Below are 17,040 nucleotides of genomic sequence, written 5' to 3' on the forward strand. Positions count from 1 at the left end.
CGACATTGTCACGCCTCCCGTACCTGCCCTGACCAGGCATGCAACGGGTGGTACGAGTCGCCGCACCTCTCGCGGCCACGCCTCCTGCGCCCTGGCCGCCGCCCAAACCCACCTGGAGTGCTCCCGCTTGACCTCTCGCACCGCCACCACCGCGCCCTCCGCTATACCGGGTACCGCCGCGATCCGCTTCGGCATCGCCCTGCTCGCAGCGGTGGCCTTCGCCCTGTCCTATGACGCCCTGCGCCAGATGGCCGTCGCCATCCACATCCGCGGGCTGCTCACCTACGCCTTCCCGCTCGTGATCGACGGCTTCATCACAATCGGCGTCGGCGCCCAGCTCATGCTGCGCACGGCCCCACTGCGCTCCCGGCTGTACGTAGGGACACTCGTCGGTCTGGCCACGGGGGTGAGCATCGGGGCCAACGCCCTGCACGCCATCCGCCTCAACCAGCAGAGCCGTCCGAACGGGCTGCACCTGGACAACGCCACCGTCGGCGCCCTGTCCGCCCTCGCTCCGCTCGCCCTGGCCGGCGCCGTCCACCTCTACCTCGTCATCCGCCGCCACCCCACACCTCACTCCGAGGGAGTCGAGGCCACCGAAAGCCACAACCGTGCCCACCGCAGCCACAACGACATCCGACCTGCTGCCATCACCGAAGATGGCTCCGGTCAGCCCGAGCCGGCGGGTCTCGACGTGACGGACCGGCAGGCCAACGTGGCGCGGGGTGTTGCCAAGGTGGCGCAGGCCGCCACCAATGCGCCGGGTCCCCAGCAGCCTTCTCCCGACCCGGAAGACCGGCAGCCCCGCATGGTGTCCGACGAGCTCCTCGCCATCGCCCGCACCGCGCCACTAGGACGCGGAGGCCGTGCCTCGCGCCGCCACATCGAAGCTGCAATCCGCGGCAAGGGCCTCCCCCTCAGCAAGGCCGACGCGGAAACGCTCAAGGACATCCTGCAGGCCGAACTCGACGAGGCCGCCTCGCAACAGCCGGCCGAACCCGACAAGGCCCCCGCTGGCGTCTCCTGAGCCCTAGGGCCACCCCCCGTCGCTCATCCCGCTCAACTCGTACCACTCGTCCCCGCACAGGTCAGCGCGGGGACGAGTGACCGACGAGCAACGACTCCACCCGACATCACCCCGCCCACAACGTCCCTGGAGAACCTTCTCATGCACGTTCCGCACGACGAACCCCCCACCACCAAGCAGGAGATGACCACCACTCCAGCCACAACCGCGCCAGCAAGGTATCCCGCTGGACCGTCCAAGGACGGCCGCAGCGGGGAAGTCTCCGCCCCGGGGGTGGCGGAGGACCTCGGGCACCAGGGGGCACCCGAGGGAGAACAGACCGCCGACACCGCCGCCGCTGTGCAGCTGCCGCGTGCTGCCGAAGCAGCCGCGCTGCACCGTGTCGCCCGACGCCGCAAGCCCGACCCGAACGGCCAGCGCAAGGAACGTGTCGACGCCCGCTACAGCATCGACGAGAAGGCCGAGATCCTCGCCATGGCCCGGTCGCTGAACATCGCCGGCGCCCACTACGTCGGCGCTGTCGTCATGGCACACGTCCACGGCGACCTCGCCCTGCCCGGCCAGCGCACCCCGCTCGACGACTACATCGACGAGCTGACCGCGCTGCGTGGCGAGGTCGCCAAGATCGGCCACAACATCAACCAGATCGCCAAGAAGCTCAACTCCGGCGGTCATCCACACCCTGGGGACACCACACTCCTGGCCCAGGCCGAACACACCCTGACCGCGGTCGGCGCCACCGTCCGCCACATCGCCACAGCCGCGAACCAGGCCGTCGCCAAGAAGGCGGCCCAATGATCGCGAAGATCGGCAGCGGCAAGGAGACCGCGGGCCTGATCCGGTACCTGTTCGACACGAAGAAGGCCAAGGACCACACCGACCCGCACCTGGTCGCCTCCTGGGACGGCTTCGCCCCCGACCCCGGCCGCACCGACGACCTCGACGCCACCAGGAGCCTCCTCGTGGCCGACCTGGACCTGCACGTCAAGCAAGCCCGGCGGCTCGGCCGCGCTCCCGAGCGGCACGTGTGGCACTGCTCGATCCGCGCCGCCGAGAGTGACCGCATCCTCAGCGACGAGGAATGGGCCGACATCGCCCGCCGCGTTGTGGCGGCCACCGGCATCGCGCCCGACGGTGATCCGGACGGATGCCGCTGGGTCGCCGTCCGCCACGCCCCCGACCACATCCACATCGCCGCCACCAAGATCCGGGCGGATCTGCGCACCGCCCGCCACTGGAACGACTACCACACCGCCGACCGTGAACTCGCCGCCATCGAGAAGGAATACGGCCTGCTCCAAGTCGTACGCGGTGACCGCACCGCCGCCAAGCGGACCACCCGTGCCGAGCAGGAGAAGGCCCGCCGCGCCGGCCACGAGAAGCCCGCCCGCGAACGGCTGCGCGCCACCGTGCGCACCGCCGTGGCCGCCGCCACCAGCGTCGAGGAGTTCGTCCACCTGCTCAGCCACATCGACGGCGTGCTCGTCGAGGTCGTCTACTTCCCCTCGGGTGACGTGCGCGGCTACAAGGTCGCCAGCGAAGACACCACCACCGCAGACAACGAGCCCGTCTGGTTCTCCGGCTCCGAACTCGCCCCGGACCTCTCCTTCCCCAAGATCCAAAAGCGCCTGGAGAGCATCGCCCCACAGTCCGCTGGGAAGCCAGGCCGGCGCAGGCCCAACCCCTGGCACCAGGCCACCGCCGCCGCCGAACGCATCCCCCACCACCTCGACCAGACGGACGACGAAGCCTCCCAGGCCCACCTCGCCGCCTTCGGCGAAGCCATCGACGCCCTCCCCCTCCTCGCACCCCAGCCCCTGCGGCCCCAACTCCGAGAGGCGGCCACCGCGTTCGAACGCGCCACCCGCTCCCGCATCCGGGCCGAACACCACCACGCCCGCGCACTGCGCGGCGCAGTACGGGCGATGGTCCGCGAGCCAGCCCCCAAGGACGGCGCCGCCCTGGCGATGTTCCTGGACGCGGCGATCCTCGTGGTCATTGCCGCTGCCCGCTGGCACCAGCTCCGCCACCACGACCAGCAGGTCGCCGCCGCCCAGCAGACACTGCTCCACCTCCAGGCCGCCTACGACCAAGCCGCAGTCGCACCCCTGGCCTCCCTCGCGCAGCGCCAGCCACCCCAGCAGGCCGTGGAACGGCAGATCCGCCGCCTACGCCAAGTCGTGCCCGCGCACGCGGAGCAGATCATCGAAGACCCCGCCTTCGCGGCTCTCACCACCGCCCTCGCCGAGGCAGAAGCAGCCGGACACGACCCCGAACGGCTCCTCCAGCAGGTCGCCGACCAGCGCGCCCTGAACGACGCCCGCCGCCCCGCACGGGTCCTGACCTGGCGCATCCAACGCCTCAGCGAAAGGCCGGCACCCAGCGCACGGGCCCGCGCAGCACAGGCCCGCAGCACAGCACGAGTCGGCAGCGCAGCACGGCGCCCCGACGCTCCAGAGCACACGCCAGGAGCCGCCCCGGCCTCACCGCCGTCACAGGCACGGCGGCGCTGATCACGACCGCACGGACGGCCTGGGAGTGTGCCCTCCATGCGTACGGGCCCTGGGCCGGGGCGCGGCAGTAGGGTCTTTCGGAGCTCAGGTGCGGCTGGGCTGGCAGGTCAGGGCAAGGGCTGAGCCCGTCGGTGAACGCGGTGCCCGCCCTGTCCGAGAGTCCTCACGACACATCAGCCCGAGGCAACCGGCGCCGCCGTCCCCGGCGCTCACGCATCAGCGGCGACCAGCGCAGTGAACGACTCCAGTCGCTGGCGCTGACCGGCGGAAAAAAGCGAAACATAGCCGACGATCGCCGGTTGGGCAAACCGGCGATCCTCCGGACCATTGATGTCTGCACCCACCCGACTCCCGTACAGGAGCACCCGTATGCCCGAAACCGAAGTTCGACCCCGACCCGAGATCGTCGCCCTCCTGTGCGACACGGACTTCAAGCGCCGGCCTGACACCAACACCTACAGCCACCGCGACGGACGCCCGTTCAGCAAGGAGGAACAGGCCCTCGCCTTCAGCGCCACCCGCGTCGAACTCGAAGAGGTGAGCGAACAGCTCGCGCGGTACAGGGAGTACCGCCGTACATGGAAGGAAGCGCCGGAAGCCTTCCAACGTTTCCTCGCCCCGTTCATGGAACAGCTCACCGCGAAGAACCTCGGCAACGCCGTCCAGCTCATGAGCGAGAACGACCGAACCGAGTTCGACCGGCTGCTTGGCCTCATGATCCACCCGCTTCGGCCCTTCACCCCGAACATTTTCTGACGACGGCCCGCGTCCCGCCACGACCCATGCGAAGTCCATCGCTACGGGGGGTGACGCGCGGGGAGACACCAGAACAAAGCACCGCAGTACGAAGCCGGGCCTCCCCAACGGGAGGCCCGGCTTCACAGCGTGGGAAGCCCTGGAGCGTGCAGGATCCGGTCGCGTGTGCTCTCCGACAGCACCCGGCGCAGCGCCGGTGCACTGGAACTGAGGGAATCGGCGAGCACGGCGACAAAGTCATGCGGCACACCGGCGCCGAACGACACCGACAGGGCGGTCACAAGGCTGCCTCGGCCTTGTTGAGCGCCTTGGCCAGGTTGGCGTCCACAAGCCCCGGCGCCCCCGAGACGAGCAACAGGACGTTGCCGATCCGGATCGCCGTCTGCTTGACGACGCTGCGCTGCCCACCGATCGAGTAAGTGAGCAACTGGCTCCACTGCTCGTCGCCCAGGTCGGGGGCCGCCGTCACCTGCGTACCCACGTTGACGACGGTGCTGCCCGACACCACCTGGTACGTCGGGCAGGAGACCATCGCATCGAAGACCTCCCCGATGCCCTTGGACAGCTTCGCCGCGGTGTCGCTGTACAGCTCCTCGGCCAGCTCGGAGTTGCTGCCACCGGCGTAGGTGAAGGACGCCTTCGCCTTGCGGGGGAAGGCGAGGCTTGAGCCGGTCGCGGCGTCGCCGAGCTTGGCCAGTGCCGGGCAGCCGACCACGGCCACATCGTCGTCCGCTGCGGGGCGCTGTGGCATGCGGGTGTAGTCCCCGCCGAGGTCGTTCTCGTCCAAGAGGAGCTTGGCCAGTGCGGTCGAGGACAGCGGGGCGAGCGCCGGGGCACTCTCGCCGTCCGAGTGCACCGGGGCGGTCATGGAGGACATTGGGCCGGAGGAGGCGGCGCTGCCATGGGAACAGCCCGCCAGGGCCAGGATGGCGAGGGCGCTGAGGCTGAAGGCGGTTGTGGTGTGAAGGCGCATAGGAAACCCCTTGGTGGCCTGCGAAGCGGACGGTCTGACCAGGCCGGCCCTCCGGGCGCCGGCAGTGCGAAGGGGAGTGGGGGTTTCGGGAGGTCAATGACCGAGGTGGCGCAGGCCCTCTTCGAGAGTGGGGTGGAACCGGTCGACGGGACCGGAGTGGCGGTTGAACCAGACGGCATCCAGGCCGGGCTCCTTCGTCTCGTGGCCCGCCCGGCAGCGCAGCCATATCGAGTCGTCGCGCATGCAGAAGACGATCCAGTCCCGGTACGCGCCGCACCCGGGGCACGTACGGACCTCGCCGTCGACGACGAGCGGCTGCAGCCAGCGCATCATCACCCCGGCCACCTCCTGGCGCGACGGCACCCGCAACTTCGGCGGCAGGAAGTCGGGCACAATCGCTTCCTCCGCGACAGGGTCCTGTGAGGTCGGCTCGGGGCAGTCGGGCCACGGCCGCGTGGCCTGCAGCCGCAGGAGCAGCGCGTGGCCCGCACGCTGGGCTTCACGGAACGCGCGGTCCTCGCGAGCGCGTCGGAACAAGAACAAGGCTCTCTCCTTCTCTGTCATCTGTCAGGCGCGGGGGCGCGCCTCGCCTGACCTGCTACCACTCGGGAGATCGGCGACGAGCCGCTTACGACAGCGGCTCCTCTCGGGCGCCGTCAGTTACGGCGGAGGACGATGAGCCGCCCTTCGGCGCTTGCAGGGACGGTTCGGCGGCGCACCGGAACCGGTGAAGCGAGCGAGGAGGCGAACGCCGCCACCAGCTCATGGGGGACGCTGGCGCTGAAGCTGGCACACCACAAGTACGGGGCGCTGACGACGGGTTCCGCCCATGCCTGCCAGCCCACCAGGTCGGGGCGCGGGTCGGCGTCCTCGATGAGCGGCGGCAGCATCTCCAGGGAGACACTGCAGGAGAACCCGGGGTCCGTGGCGGTGGTGCGGGGGCGGTCCACATCGCGGATCCAGCCTCGGGCACTCAAAGAGTTGAGGACCGTCTCCGACCCCTCGAAGCCGACGTCGGGTGCCTCGCGGGCGTCGATCGCCACGAGGAGATCGGCGAGCACCTCGTACGGGACGCCGGCCGTGAAGTACGCGTTCCACGCCGGCATCGCGGAGGCGGCATACGGGCGGGCGCTCAGCTGCCAGGCAACCGGGAGACCGCCCAGTTCGAACGGATAGGCCGCGAGGATCCATTCGGCGCCGCGCAGCTCGTCGGGGCTGACGTACAGCAGGGTGTGGCGGGAGGTAGGCCACATGCGCCAGCCGAGGCCAGCCAAGGTGTCGCCGATCCGTTCGGCGAGTGCGCCGTCGTCACCCGCCAGATGGCGCGGGGTGACCCAGTACACAGGGTCCGGCGAGTCGGGATGGGAGGGTTCGCTGGGGTGGTGCGGGTGCAGGGGCGCCTCCGTGGGCTCAGGAGAAAAGGTTTCCGTCAAGGCGTTGTACGTTGACATGCCCCTGCAGCGGTGCACCAGTCATTGCCGGATCTTTCCTGTCTGCCCCCGGCGAACTGTGTTCTTGGACAGCTGTAGGGTCTCAAATTTCGTGTCGGAATCTCACTGTCGATGTCGGATGGAAGTCGGATCCGACACCGAGATGAGATTCGCAGGTCGCTGCTGCACCTCATTCGAGTGGAAGCGTTGCGGATGTGCTCCCGTCGGCGTCTTGGGCGGGAGCATCGTGCTGCCGGGGGGCAACTCCAACTCGAGAGTGGGGATGGAGTCGGAACTCACCGTCGATGGTGCGCCGACACCGGAGAGGCGCCTGCCGGTGAGACGACCGTAGCCTCGCGCTGACGCCGAGGCTCTGGCCAAGTACTCGATAGATCAGGCGTGACCAGCGGTACCGCGCATCTGTACACCTTCGGTGAGATGGGTCGGCTGCTCACCTATGACGAGGGGATCAACTGCGGACCGGTCATCACTCCTGGGCGGAGGTGGTCAACTCCATCATCGCCTGGGCGTAGGTTGCGCCGTCAATCTCCTCCTCGTCGTACTGGCGCATCAGCTCGTCGATCTTGGCCTTTAGCTCTGTCCGGTCCTCGTCATCTCCCAACATGTCAGTGCCGCAAGGTGGGGACAGTAGCGCGACACGTACCGCACGGACGGCGCTTTCCCCAGACGAGGGCACTCTGGCCCCTTCCACTTTCGAGCCGGTCGCGCGCCTACTGTCCACCTTCGGTGAGACGGACCAGCCTCCGTCCATCTTCAGTGAGACACGGCCCAACTCCAGTGAGACAGGTTACGAATCGTCAACTCTGCTTCCCGGAAAGGCCCCGAAAGCGTCGAACCAGTCGACATGTCGAATCGCTCGACATGCCGTGAGGGGCATGGACTCCACTGTCGACCCACTCGACACCGAACCGACAGACGTGCGCGGCGCGGCGCTGGCCGCTCTGCGCGGCTGGGCCACCCGCCGCGACCGCCTCGCCGACAACCGCGCCGACTTGATGGCCGCCGCCTGGTGGGCGGGCACCCGCACCGTCGCCGAACTCGCCCGCGCCGCCGACGTCTCCCGCGACACCGTCTACGATGACCTGCGCGCCCGCGGCGTCGAACCCACCGACAAGACAGCCGAAGGCGTCGGCATCCTTCCGCCCTACGCACCGCTCACCGCCGAGCCCGTGCGGGAACTCGCCCAGCACGCATGGTCCCTAGTCCGGCCCGCGATGCTCACCTGCCGGCCCGACTGGGCGACTTGGGCCGCCTGGCACCTGAGCATCGCCCTGGACCGCATCGGCATCCTGCTGGAGGACTCCACCAACTCCGACCGGAAGGTGGACGCGGGCGAGAGCCTTCTCGCGCTACTGGCTGCTGCCCAGGAGGCCGCGCAGAAGCACTGGGCGGAACTGGACACCCCCCGCAAAGAGCATCTGACGGCGTTTCGGACCGCCGTCCCCGTCGGGGGCGAGGGCCAGGCCGTGATCCACGGCGTCGAGCTGACCCTCGGCCTGTCAGGCTCCCGAGAGACCTTCAGCGTCAGGTTCGACCCCGATCCCTTCGAGCCCGCCGGATGGACCGCCGTGAGCAGCGACCACCCGCAGCTGGGCCCCTAGCTCACGGCCGCCGACCGCCTGGCGATCCAGACCGCCGTGCACACGCTCGGCCGCCTCCTCAACCGCCGCCTGTACCCGGACGACACCGACGGCAGTGACTCGGCGATGTCCGAGCCCGGCCCTACTGTTCCTCCCGTGCGGCCCTGGCCCGCTACGGACACCCGCGGGTGACTCGGCGGTCGGACTCGAAGGGGCCTGAGCTGATCCCGATCACAGCTGCCTCCCTCGCCGAGTGGCAGCGGGCCCGCGACGCAGGCCGCCTCGGTGAGTACGACAGCAGGTTCGGCATCACAGCCGAGCTGCCCGTTTCGGTATGGGAAGGCCACGACCCCGAACAACTCGCCTCCGAGGAGTTCGAGGAAGTCTGGGCTTCTACCCGTCCGCAGATCGAGTCCCGGCCAATCTGACCTCTCGGCGCCGCGGAGGCTTCTTGGGATCATCTCGGCGGCCCCGACCCTTCCCCGCACCGTCCGAGCCGTCGACACCGCTCAGCTCCTGGACCTGGCCCAGGAGGCCGCCATGCACGGCTTCAGCCAGCGGCTCCCGGTCGACTGGCTTCGAGAGCACCTCGCCGCAGATGCGACGCACTACCTGTTCCCGACACTCGTGCAGTGGCTCACGCACCGGCCCGAGACGCCGCTGCAGTGGAGGTGCCAGCAACTGCTGACCGTCAGCACCGGCGAACAGATCTGGGGTCTCCTCAACGTTCTTCCCGACACCTTCGACAAGATCCCGGAGACCTTGGGACACGGCGTCCAAGAAGGACATCCTCAGCCGCATCGAGCGAGCAGTGAAGGTGCATGAGTGGGTGGAACGGATGGTTGCCGATGCAGGTTCGTGACGCCCTTGAGAGTGGTGGAGGCGGCTGGACAGCCCGAGGAAATGACACCGCTCTGAGACAGCCGCCTGCCGACATGTCGTGAGACTGAGGGGGGAACGTCCAGGTCGCAGCGTCGACACATGACGTCGAAAGTGAGAACCTACAACAGCGAAGAGTGTCAAACGCCGTGGTCAGGTTCACGCACGCGGGAACAGGCGATCCAGCTCTTCACGGGCCCAGCGGCAGTGGTCCACACCGCAGGGGGTAAGACCACGCGCCTCTGCTTCGGACTCGAACTGCGTGTGGAACGAGTCAGGATGCCGACCGGCACCGGAGACACGGCCGCAGCTCATGCTGTAGTGGTAGATCTTGAGGGCAGCGCCGATGGTGGTCCGGGTCCAGACAACGGGGTCGTTCCAATGGGCCCTTAGGCTTGCCTCCCGTGCTTCGAGGGCTTGACGTTCACTGGGGATCGGGTCGAGGGCGGTAGCGAAGTCCCCGCGTGCCAGTCCTCGAACGCGCTGACTCTCTCCGCTGTCTTGGAACAGGAGGCGGTCGGCGTCGGTCTCGTGAGTCATGCACCGCTCGCGGATAGCTTGTGCTGCCTGACTGCGCCGCCGCTCATAGGCTTCCCGATCCGCGAGAAGCTGCTTGAGCTGGCGCCCTCGGTGTTCGTTACGCCAGACGAGTAGGTCCGAAGTACTGACGTCCACGGTGCTGGTCCCCCCAATGCGCGTTGTGCGCGCGAGCGTACATCGCGAGCCGAGGACGGGGCCGCAGTCTGCTCGGTGTGTGGACGGAGGGAACCGCACGTCCGTGACTACCGCGACTGGGTTGGCTGACACAGAACGTCAGTCGCCTAAGTACGGTGACACGACGACTAAGTTGGGTGACAACGGACAAACTGAACTGATTCCATCGTTGGTGCGGGCGAAGAAACCCCGTGCGCGCGACAGGCAGGGTGCACATAGTTGCTGCATGGACCCGATTCACGCTGCGCGTGCCGTTGTAGACGAACGTCACTCTGACGCTCGGGCGGCATTCCTAGGAGGCAGCGTCGTCACGGGCCGCCGCACGCCGACGTCTGACCTCGACATCGTGGTGCTGCTCCATGGAGCCCCGGCGCCCTACCGGGCAAGCTTCCGGCACGATGACTGGCCGGTGGAGCTGTTCGTGCACACCGAGGCGAGTTGGTACGCGTACGTCGAGCGGGAAGTACACAAGCGCCGATCGCCACTGCTGTGGATGTGCGCCGATGGGCTGCTGCTCTTCGACATCGACGGAGTCGGTGCCCGCCTCGCTGCTGAAGCCCGAAGGCTGACCGCCGCGGGACCGCCCACCGTGTCGGCCGAAGAGATCGATGACCGCCGCTACGCGATCACCGACCTCCTCGACGACCTCTCGGGAAGCACCGACCAAGGCGAGCGGCTGTTCATCGCCACCGAATTGGCGCGACGAACCGGTGAGTTGGCCTTGGCTATCGGCGGGTCTTGGAATGGAGGCGGGAAGTGGCTGGCTCGTCGACTTGAGTCCACGGCACCAGGGCTCAGCATGCGCTTGCATCACGCCGTCCGTGAGGTGCTGGACGGTCAGATCGAGCCCCTCCTCGACGTGGTGGACGAGGTACTCGGGCAGGCCGGCGGCCGGTTGTGGGATGGCTACAAACGCGGCGGCGTAGCGCCATGAGTGGGCTGGAATCTGGCCGGGCGAGCGGCCTCGCTCGGCACCCGGCGCGGGCGGGGAGTGCGCAGAAACGGGTCGAGAGAGGCGCTGAGGCGCTGGCACTCTGGGGCGATGTTGTTCAAGCTCACCGGGTCCAGCTGCTCGGGCAAGACGGCGCTCGCTTACGCCGCGGTCGGCAGGCTCCGGCGGATCGTCGTGCACGACTTCGATGAACTCGGTGTGCCGGAGGGCGCCGACCTTCACTGGCGCCACCGCATGACCGAGATGTGGGTGCGACGTGCGCTGGAGTACCAGGAACGCGGCGTTGACCTTCTGCTCACGGGACAGTCTCCTCTGGGCGAAGTCCTCGCCGTGCCCTCCGCGCCACTGCTGAACGGTATCGCCGTGTGTCTGGTTGATGTCGCCGACGAGGTCCGGCGCGCTCGCCTCGCCGAGCGTTCCCCCGGCCGGTGGGACGCTCCGGCGGTCGACGCCTTCCTCGGCTGGGCTGCATGGCACCGGCAGCACGCCCTCGACCCCCGCCACCGGCCCGACGTCATCATCGACAACAGCTGGCCCGAGATGGCCTGGCACCGCTGGACCAACTGGCACGCCGATGATCCCCGCTGGCGCACTCAACTGCTCGACACCACGGACCAGCCCGTCACGGAATCCGTAGACCTGGTCGAGCGGTGGATCACCGAGCAGCGCGACGTGTATCAGGCTGGCCAGCTCGCCCTGAGCCATGGTTGGGCTTCATGATCCGTTCGAGCCGTGGGTGAGTTCCTCGGCATCGGCGACCATCGCCCGTCGCATGGCCGCGCTCACGGCAGGTTCTCCCCAGCCAGGTGAGTTTCTTGATTGCCACCGCTGCCGCACGCTCCGTATCCTGCTGGGCAACGCGTTGAAGGAGACGAGTAGCCAGGGATCACGCGAGCAGAGAGAGCCGCCGGAAGCTGGGAAGGTGGTCTCGCGTCCCGAGGTGAAGACCCTCCTGAGCGCGGGGAGGAACGACCCCGTCTGGTGGTCCAATGCCCCGCCGGCCGGCCCCCGTCACCGGGCCTGAATGAGGCCGCCACTCTGTGGCGGCGAAAGTGCGGTGGCACCGCGAGTTGCCCTTCTCGCCCGCACTCCCAAGGGATCATGACGACGTCCTTCGGAGGACCGAAATGATCCACAGCCGCGTACACGTCTCCGACCTGCGAGAACACGTCGGCCGTACCGTTTCCGTCTGCGGATGGGTGAACACCCTCCGCCTGCAGCGCAAGATGCAGTTCGTCATCGTGCGGGACAGCACCGGCATGGTGCAGGTGACCCACAAGCGTGACGACGGGCCACTGGAGGCCCAGCTCGAAGCCCTCACATCCGAGTCCGCCGTGAGGATCACCGGCCGCGTCGTCGACGCGGCCCAGGTCAAGCTCGGCGGCCTTGAGATCGTCCCCGAAGCGGTCGAGGTCTTGAACCCGGCCGCCACGCCGCTGCCGATCGACGAGCACACCGGCCTGGAGCAGCGGATGGACTGGCGCTTCCTGGACGTGCGCCGCCGTCCCGCCACCCAGCTGATGTTCGCCGTGCAGACCACCTTGGAACAGGGCATGCGCGAGTACGCCTACGCGCAGGGCGCCACTGAGATGCACACCCCCAAGCTCATGGGCACCGCCTCGGAGTCCGGCGCGGAGGTCTTCAAACTCGGCTACTTCGGCCGCAACGCCTATCTGGCGCAGTCGCCGCAGTTCTTCAAGCAGATGGCGATCGCGGCCGGCGTCGACAAGGTCTTCGAGATCGGGCCGGTCTTCCGCGCCGAACCGTCGTTCACCTCCCGGCACGCCACCGAGTTCACCGGCGTCGACGTGGAGCTGGCCTGGATCGACGGGGTCGAGGACGTGATGGCGTTCGAGGAGCAGATGCTCGCCCACGCGATCGCCAAGGTCGCCGACGCGCACGGTGAGGCGATCGCCGAGCACTTCGGTGTCGAGGTCACCGTACCCACGACGCCCTTTCCCCGCATCACCATGGCCGAGGCGCACGAGATCCTGCGCAAGGGCGGCTGGGACCCGGCAGGGGTCAAGGAGGACCTGGACCCGGAGGGTGAGCGGGGCATCTCGGCTCACATCAAGGAGGCCACCGGGCATGAGTTCGTGTTCATCACGCACTACCCGGTCGGTATCCGGCCCTTCTACCACATGCGGCCGGCCGATGACTCGAGCGTGACCTTGAGCTTCGACCTGCTGTGGAAGGGCCTGGAGGTCACCACCGGCGCGCAGCGCGAGCACCGGTACAACGTGCTGCTGAAGCAGGCCGCCGAGAAGAGCATGAGCACCGAGCCGATGCAGGACTACCTGAACGCGTTCCGGTACGGGTGCCCGCCGCACGGGGGCCTCGGCATGGGCCTCGGCCGAGTGCTGATGGTCATGCTCGGCCTGGACTCCATCCGTGAGGCCACCTTCCTCTTCCGCGGGCCGAACCGGCTCACGCCGTAGCCGGTCGTGGTTGCGGCCCACGACACGGGCGAGCGCCTCGTGTCGTGGGCCGCGGTATCAGTAGCGGACGTTGCGCAGGTCATGCATCCATGCCTCGCTGGGGTTCTTGTCCCAGTACGCCCGCAGCGCCAGCTCACGCTCGGAGAAGAGGCCCTGGTGGCACAGGCCACCGTGGGAGAGGGTGACGCTCATCGCGAGCTCCGACTCGGTGGTGACCCAGTGGGGTGCCAGAGCGTGGCTCCACAGCTGGTCCCCGGGCCGCATGGTGACGGAGTGGCGATCGGCCACGTCGTGCTCGGGCGGTTCCTCGCCGGTCGTCTCACCGATGACCGCCGCATCGGCTGACAGATGCTTGTCGGGGTCGAGGTAGCTGTGGAACGTCTTGGTGCCGTGGACCTGCCAAACCAGTCCGTGCGAGTTGTCATTGTGGTACGTCGATGACGCACCCTCGGTGGACAGGAACAGGATGGGTGCCAGTCGCTGCCAGGTGAAGCCCCGGGCGGACAGGTGGGTGCGCCAGGGGATCATGACCTCATCCTGAAAGTCGCTCAGGAGGTCGTCGTAGAAGCGACTGAGGTTGAAGTGCACCAGCCGGAACGGCCAAGTGACGACCTCTTCGAGCGGGGCGGTGCGGAAGGCAGCGGTGCGGTCCATGCGCGCCTGCCAGTCGTCGTCCCCAAGGATCGTGAACCGGACCTCTTCGTCCTGGCGGATGTGGTCCAGGACGTCCACGGCGGGCAGGAACGTGTAGTCGAAGCGAACGTCCAGCGGGAAGTTCGGCGGCTGCCGCCACCGGCGGGTGAAGTCATCACGAGTCGTGATCGTCATAGGGCAGTCCATGGAGTCGTGTGCGGGCAGCCCGCCCTCACGCCTGCGCGGCACACGACGCACTGCGTTCGTCGGACGCGGCGGAAGGGCGGCAGATGGCAGCGCAGTCCGGGATCACCCGGTCCTGCGCCGGAGCGGTCAGGAACTGTCTGATCTCGGCACGGGGCGCGTTGACGCTGACCGACGCCTGGCCGTAGGGGCAGCGCCGCATGCGGCCGTCAGCGGACACGTACGCGGTCCCCGAGCGGCACGACCAGCGCTCGCCCCCTATGGCGGGCAGCTGGAGATCCCGCAGCTCGCCGAGGTACTCCCGGTACCGGTCGGACAGATTGAAGTAGCGGCCCAGCACGTCGGCGTCGAGATGTTGCTGGACCAGATAGTCCTGCACCGACTTGCCGTCGCGGCGCAGGGCACGCTCGTCGAGGACCACCGGGCTGAACTGGACCTCCACTCCTGCGTCGGATACGAGGCCGGCCAGGTCTCGGCACTCGCTGTCGCTCAGGCCCCAGCAGGTGACGTGCAGGATCTTCGTCTCGGTACTGATCGCGCGCAGCGTGTCGATGCCCGAAGCCGCTGTGCGGGTAGTGCGTCCCAGCAGCATCGCGCCTTGTGAGTCGGCGGAGACGGTCACGTTGGCCAACAGATGCGCCACCGTGGAGAGGGTGACGACCTCGGCCACGGCCCGAGCTGAGGTCACCATCGACACAGACATACCGAACTGGCGGGCCAGCCGCACGAGCTGCCTGAGCTGCGGGTGGTGGGTCGGTTCGCCGCCGGTCAGGGACACCCCGTCCACGCCCATCTCCTTCAGCCGCGACAAGGTGCGGGCGTAGGTCGCGGTGTCGAGGAAGCCGTGAGCGCGGTCGGCACGGAAACAGAACCCGCAGGCCACCTTGCAGTGCCCCGCCGTGGAGATCAGCGCCGTGCGAACGTGGGCGTTCATTGCACCCCCGTGTTGTCCCACACGGCGATCTCCACGGTGCTCGTGTAGAACGCGCACATCTCGGGGTCCGGGGTATCGCCGCCGATGAGGGCCTGCTCGTTGCGGGACGGGCCGCCACAGATCGCGAGTGCCGGGCAGTTCCCGCACTCGGGGATGGGAGCGACCCTCTTCGCCACGCCGGTCAGGCTGTCCGGATCGGCTCGTACCTCATCGAGGGTGCGCAGGAACGACGGCTCGGTGAAGTTGATGTCGCACAGGCTGACCCGGTTGCCGGGCAGCAGGGCGGCGTTCAGGCTGCGGTCGCCCTGCATGTGGTCGAACAGCATCGGCCGGCGGGTGTCCAGGGCCTGGAAGGCGCGGTCCAGGACGGAGAACAGCATTCCGCCTCGTGCCAGGGCGGTCAGCCTGGCCTCGTACAGCTCGCGTGCCAGGTCGGTGCCGTTGACTTGCCAGCGGCCCGCGGTCGGGATGGGCGTGTTGACGTAGATGAACTTCAGCCCAAGGTCATCGATGATCCACCGGACGGTCTCGGCGAGGCGTCCGATGTTCGCGGCCGTCGGGGTGAGGTTGCAGCCCACGTGCAGCCCATCGGCCTCGACGAACCGGGCGACGTTACGGCGGATCCGGTCGTCTGCGGGCTGGCCGCCGAGCAGAAGGCGGTGCGCGGAGTTGATGCCCGGAGGGCCGTCGATGGAGATACCGACTCCGTACTCGTACGCCACGAAGTGGTCGAGGGCATCGTCGGTCAGACGGGCGCCGTTGGTGACGACTGTGCGCCGCACCCTCGCCACGTCGTAGCGGTCGGCGAGGGCGTCGGCGAGCTGGTCGCCGTACTGCATGAGGTCGAAGCGGATGGTCGGCTCGCCGCCGAACCACTGGATGGACACCTCTTCCTGCCCGGCGTTCTGCTCGAACAGGAACTCCAGGCCCTCGGAGAGCTCTTCCTTCGTCATGTCCGGCTTGCCGGTGTTGGTATCGACGAAGCAGTAGGTGCAGGCCATGTTGCAGCGGTCGGTGAGGACCACGCGCAGACCGCTGATACGAGAGGGGCTGGCGTTCAGGCCGAGGAATCGAAGTCGGTCACGGAGTGCTTCGCGCCGGTCGGCCACGGGGCCGCCGGGGGTGAAGCCGAGCCCTGCGAGGGCTTCATGAGTCGCGGTCGGGGGGACCCCGGCGAGGTCGTGGACCTCGCCGGAGTCGATGAACACACTGTCCAGCGCGACCGGGTCGAGGAGAACCGCTTCCCCGTCCCGCTCGTACTGGAAGTATTTCCCCCACAGCATCCGGGGGACGGCCATGGTGGTCAGGCCGCCGTTTCCTCTTCGGCGATCCCGAGTTCGCCCATGACCTCGCGGACCTTCTCCTCGGCCGCGGCCTGGAGCTTCGCCGAGGTGGCCGGCGAACCACCGTCGGCGAGGACGATCACACCGGGCAGCGTCGGGTTCGGCGCGATGACCGTGATGCCGGCCGGGTCGGTACCGATGACCATGATCGCGTTCTTCAGTTCGACCCAGTCGGTGCGCTCCTTGAGGGCCTCGATGATGCGGCCCTGCTTCTCCTGGAAGGAGGCGCGCTCACCCATCCACACGCCCGCCTTGGACTTGGAGTCCACGACGTCCGCGTAGATCAGGTGGTCCTTCTTCTCTCGCCTGGCTTGAGGCATGGCTGATCCTTCCTCGTGCGCTGGATGTACTCGAATAACCCCCGGAGACCGGCGGGTGCCGCCCCGCTCGGGGGGTGCGGGCGGGGCGGCGCTTGGCAGCACTGCGACGACAACCGGGCACGGGGTTGTGCAGGCCCCCGGTCTTCAGCCCCGCCGCTCTGCGGTGCACAGCAGCGTGGTGAGACGTGGCTTCGCAGTGACGTGGTGACATCATGCTGACCCGTAAGGTCCTATTCGAGGACTCTGGCAGGTCATCAAGAGGTCTTATAGGGGACCTTGTTGCTCTCTGAGGGGTGTGTTTGCGCCACGATGAGGACATCGCA

19 protein-coding genes and 2 pseudogenes are annotated in these 17,040 nt (G+C 68.3%); 10 read left to right on the forward strand and 11 right to left on the reverse strand.

The window, feature by feature from the left end:
• The first annotated feature begins 127 nt into the window (after positions 1-127).
• The 3 genes from ACFWJB_RS00645 (at position 128) to ACFWJB_RS00655 (ending at position 3,540) form a co-directional block, all read left to right on the forward strand.
• Positions 128-1,027 carry a DUF2637 domain-containing protein gene (locus ACFWJB_RS00645; protein WP_386919343.1) on the forward strand — a complete coding sequence of 300 codons (900 nt, stop codon included), beginning with the start codon at positions 128-130 and terminating at the stop codon, positions 1,025-1,027.
• Between the two features lie 141 nt (positions 1,028-1,168).
• On the forward strand, positions 1,169-1,825 hold the full coding sequence (mobC, locus tag ACFWJB_RS00650; RefSeq protein ID WP_386919345.1) for a plasmid mobilization relaxosome protein MobC: 657 nt from the start codon (positions 1,169-1,171) through the stop codon (positions 1,823-1,825).
• Entirely contained in the window at positions 1,822-3,540 is a 1,719-nt protein-coding gene (locus ACFWJB_RS00655; protein WP_386919347.1) for a relaxase/mobilization nuclease domain-containing protein, read from the forward strand. Before mobC ends, ACFWJB_RS00655 begins: the two co-directional genes overlap by 4 nt.
• Before the next feature lie 209 nt (positions 3,541-3,749).
• Here the strand turns inward: ACFWJB_RS00655 and ACFWJB_RS00660 are convergent, their stop codons facing one another.
• On the reverse strand, positions 3,750-3,884 hold the full coding sequence (locus ACFWJB_RS00660; RefSeq protein ID WP_386919349.1) for a hypothetical protein: 135 nt from the start codon (positions 3,882-3,884) through the stop codon (positions 3,750-3,752).
• A 25-nt stretch (positions 3,885-3,909) separates the two neighbouring features.
• Between ACFWJB_RS00660 and ACFWJB_RS00665 the strand changes: the two genes are divergently transcribed.
• On the forward strand, positions 3,910-4,296 hold the full coding sequence (locus ACFWJB_RS00665; protein ID WP_386919351.1) for a hypothetical protein: 387 nt from the start codon (positions 3,910-3,912) through the stop codon (positions 4,294-4,296).
• A 122-nt stretch (positions 4,297-4,418) separates the two neighbouring features.
• On the opposite strand, the gene ACFWJB_RS00670 is transcribed toward ACFWJB_RS00665, so the two are convergent.
• The 5 genes from ACFWJB_RS00670 to ACFWJB_RS00690 form a co-directional block, all read right to left on the reverse strand.
• Positions 4,419-4,577: a hypothetical protein gene (locus ACFWJB_RS00670; protein ID WP_386919353.1), complete on the reverse strand. Its 159-nt coding sequence runs from the start codon at positions 4,575-4,577 to the stop codon at positions 4,419-4,421.
• Positions 4,574-5,269 (reverse strand): hypothetical protein, encoded by a 696-nt coding sequence (locus tag ACFWJB_RS00675; protein WP_386919355.1) that lies wholly within the window; start codon positions 5,267-5,269, stop codon positions 4,574-4,576. The genes ACFWJB_RS00670 and ACFWJB_RS00675 overlap by 4 nt, the downstream gene beginning before the upstream one ends.
• 93 nt (positions 5,270-5,362) lie before the next feature.
• Positions 5,363-5,812, reverse strand: a complete 450-nt coding sequence (locus ACFWJB_RS00680) for a hypothetical protein (RefSeq protein WP_386919357.1) — start codon at positions 5,810-5,812, stop codon at positions 5,363-5,365.
• 113 nt (positions 5,813-5,925) lie between these two features.
• Complete coding sequence (locus tag ACFWJB_RS00685) at positions 5,926-6,612, reverse strand: DUF317 domain-containing protein (RefSeq protein WP_386919855.1); 687 nt, start codon at positions 6,610-6,612, stop codon at positions 5,926-5,928.
• A gap of 574 nt (positions 6,613-7,186) precedes the next feature.
• The gene (locus tag ACFWJB_RS00690) at positions 7,187-7,324 is read right to left on the reverse strand and encodes a hypothetical protein (RefSeq protein ID WP_386919358.1); all 138 of its coding nucleotides are present in this window, start codon (positions 7,322-7,324) and stop codon (positions 7,187-7,189) included.
• Positions 7,325-7,595: 271 nt separating this feature from the next.
• Between ACFWJB_RS00690 and ACFWJB_RS00695 the strand changes: the two genes are divergently transcribed.
• The 3 genes and pseudogenes from ACFWJB_RS00695 to ACFWJB_RS00705 all read left to right on the forward strand — a co-directional run bounded on the left by ACFWJB_RS00695 (position 7,596) and on the right by ACFWJB_RS00705 (position 9,162).
• The gene (locus ACFWJB_RS00695; RefSeq protein ID WP_386919360.1) at positions 7,596-8,321 is read left to right on the forward strand and encodes a hypothetical protein; all 726 of its coding nucleotides are present in this window, start codon (positions 7,596-7,598) and stop codon (positions 8,319-8,321) included.
• A 188-nt stretch (positions 8,322-8,509) separates the two neighbouring features.
• Positions 8,510-8,728: pseudogene (locus ACFWJB_RS00700) on the forward strand (hypothetical protein); the annotation flags it as partial.
• A 112-nt stretch (positions 8,729-8,840) separates the two neighbouring features.
• Positions 8,841-9,162, forward strand: a pseudogene (locus ACFWJB_RS00705) (hypothetical protein).
• A 176-nt stretch (positions 9,163-9,338) separates the two neighbouring features.
• Here ACFWJB_RS00705 and ACFWJB_RS00710 read toward each other — a convergent pair.
• Positions 9,339-9,854 carry a hypothetical protein gene (locus ACFWJB_RS00710; RefSeq protein WP_386919362.1) on the reverse strand — a complete coding sequence of 172 codons (516 nt, stop codon included), beginning with the start codon at positions 9,852-9,854 and terminating at the stop codon, positions 9,339-9,341.
• Positions 9,855-10,119: 265 nt separating this feature from the next.
• Here ACFWJB_RS00710 and ACFWJB_RS00715 point away from each other — a divergent pair, with 265 nt between their 5' ends.
• From ACFWJB_RS00715 to aspS, 3 genes are all read left to right on the forward strand, one after another.
• A complete protein-coding gene (locus ACFWJB_RS00715) occupies positions 10,120-10,827 on the forward strand; it encodes a nucleotidyltransferase domain-containing protein (RefSeq protein ID WP_386919364.1) in 708 nt (235 codons plus the stop codon).
• 108 nt (positions 10,828-10,935) lie between these two features.
• On the forward strand, positions 10,936-11,565 hold the full coding sequence (locus ACFWJB_RS00720) for a hypothetical protein (RefSeq protein WP_386919366.1): 630 nt from the start codon (positions 10,936-10,938) through the stop codon (positions 11,563-11,565).
• Between the two features lie 407 nt (positions 11,566-11,972).
• Positions 11,973-13,283: an aspartate--tRNA(Asn) ligase gene (aspS, locus tag ACFWJB_RS00725; protein WP_386919368.1), complete on the forward strand. Its 1,311-nt coding sequence runs from the start codon at positions 11,973-11,975 to the stop codon at positions 13,281-13,283.
• A gap of 57 nt (positions 13,284-13,340) precedes the next feature.
• On the opposite strand, the gene ACFWJB_RS00730 is transcribed toward aspS, so the two are convergent.
• From ACFWJB_RS00730 to ACFWJB_RS00745, 4 genes are read right to left on the reverse strand one after another with little or no spacing between them, the layout of a single operon-like run.
• Positions 13,341-14,111, reverse strand: a complete 771-nt coding sequence (locus ACFWJB_RS00730; RefSeq protein ID WP_386919370.1) for a hypothetical protein — start codon at positions 14,109-14,111, stop codon at positions 13,341-13,343.
• A gap of 37 nt (positions 14,112-14,148) precedes the next feature.
• The gene (locus tag ACFWJB_RS00735; protein ID WP_386919372.1) at positions 14,149-15,054 is read right to left on the reverse strand and encodes a radical SAM protein; all 906 of its coding nucleotides are present in this window, start codon (positions 15,052-15,054) and stop codon (positions 14,149-14,151) included.
• Complete coding sequence (locus ACFWJB_RS00740) at positions 15,051-16,337, reverse strand: radical SAM protein (RefSeq protein ID WP_386919374.1); 1,287 nt, start codon at positions 16,335-16,337, stop codon at positions 15,051-15,053. The genes ACFWJB_RS00735 and ACFWJB_RS00740 overlap by 4 nt, the downstream gene beginning before the upstream one ends.
• A 20-nt stretch (positions 16,338-16,357) precedes the next feature.
• On the reverse strand, positions 16,358-16,717 hold the full coding sequence (locus tag ACFWJB_RS00745) for a hypothetical protein (RefSeq protein WP_386919375.1): 360 nt from the start codon (positions 16,715-16,717) through the stop codon (positions 16,358-16,360).
• Positions 16,718-17,040 lie beyond the last annotated feature (323 nt).

Source organism: Streptomyces sp. NPDC127100, assembly GCF_042724095.1.
Classification (GTDB): Bacteria; Actinomycetota; Actinomycetes; order Streptomycetales; family Streptomycetaceae; genus Streptomyces.

Excerpts from the sequence above, each read along its gene's own strand:
- mobC (WP_386919345.1), top strand. The coding sequence starts at position 1,169 with ATGCACGTTCCGCACGACGAACCCCCCACCACCAAGCAGGAGATGACC.
- ACFWJB_RS00655 (WP_386919347.1), top strand. The coding sequence starts at position 1,822 with ATGATCGCGAAGATCGGCAGCGGCAAGGAGACCGCGGGCCTGATCCGG.
- ACFWJB_RS00665 (WP_386919351.1), top strand. The coding sequence starts at position 3,910 with ATGCCCGAAACCGAAGTTCGACCCCGACCCGAGATCGTCGCCCTCCTG.
- ACFWJB_RS00675 (WP_386919355.1), bottom strand. The coding sequence starts at position 5,269 with ATGCGCCTTCACACCACAACCGCCTTCAGCCTCAGCGCCCTCGCCATC.
- ACFWJB_RS00690 (WP_386919358.1), bottom strand. The coding sequence starts at position 7,324 with ATGTTGGGAGATGACGAGGACCGGACAGAGCTAAAGGCCAAGATCGAC.
- ACFWJB_RS00695 (WP_386919360.1), top strand. The coding sequence starts at position 7,596 with ATGGACTCCACTGTCGACCCACTCGACACCGAACCGACAGACGTGCGC.
- ACFWJB_RS00715 (WP_386919364.1), top strand. The coding sequence starts at position 10,120 with ATGGACCCGATTCACGCTGCGCGTGCCGTTGTAGACGAACGTCACTCT.
- ACFWJB_RS00720 (WP_386919366.1), top strand. The coding sequence starts at position 10,936 with ATGTTGTTCAAGCTCACCGGGTCCAGCTGCTCGGGCAAGACGGCGCTC.
- aspS (WP_386919368.1), top strand. The coding sequence starts at position 11,973 with ATGATCCACAGCCGCGTACACGTCTCCGACCTGCGAGAACACGTCGGC.
- ACFWJB_RS00730 (WP_386919370.1), bottom strand. The coding sequence starts at position 14,111 with ATGACGATCACGACTCGTGATGACTTCACCCGCCGGTGGCGGCAGCCG.
- ACFWJB_RS00735 (WP_386919372.1), bottom strand. The coding sequence starts at position 15,054 with ATGAACGCCCACGTTCGCACGGCGCTGATCTCCACGGCGGGGCACTGC.
- ACFWJB_RS00740 (WP_386919374.1), bottom strand. The coding sequence starts at position 16,337 with ATGCTGTGGGGGAAATACTTCCAGTACGAGCGGGACGGGGAAGCGGTT.
- ACFWJB_RS00745 (WP_386919375.1), bottom strand. The coding sequence starts at position 16,717 with ATGCCTCAAGCCAGGCGAGAGAAGAAGGACCACCTGATCTACGCGGAC.